We start from the raw sequence: 202 nt of genomic DNA, 5'->3' as shown, positions 1-202 counted from the left end.
GCGGGCCAGCCGCAGGGCGGCCTCCACCGCCTCGCTGCCGGAGTTGGTGAAGAACAGGCTGTCCAGACCGGACGGCAGGACCTCGCCCAGCTTGTCGACCAGACGCCGCAGCGGCTGGTGCATGACGGTCGTGTACTGGCCGTGGATCAGTGTGCCAACCTGTTCCTGCGCCGCCGCGACGACCTTGGGGTGGCAGTGACCG

Annotated in this window: 1 protein-coding gene; it reads right to left on the bottom strand. The window is 69.8% G+C overall.

Translation table 11 applies throughout. The annotated features are described in order from the left end of the window. On the bottom strand, positions 1-202 hold a 202-nt coding region (locus IE97_RS39120; RefSeq protein ID WP_037845584.1), incomplete at both ends, for an aminotransferase class III-fold pyridoxal phosphate-dependent enzyme.

The sequence above is a fragment of the Streptomyces sp. NRRL S-455 genome (assembly GCF_000717875.1).
GTDB lineage: Bacteria > Actinomycetota > Actinomycetes > Streptomycetales > Streptomycetaceae > Streptomyces.
Note: the sequence above shows the minus strand (reverse complement) of the source record. Positions and strands in the feature narration are given on the sequence as shown.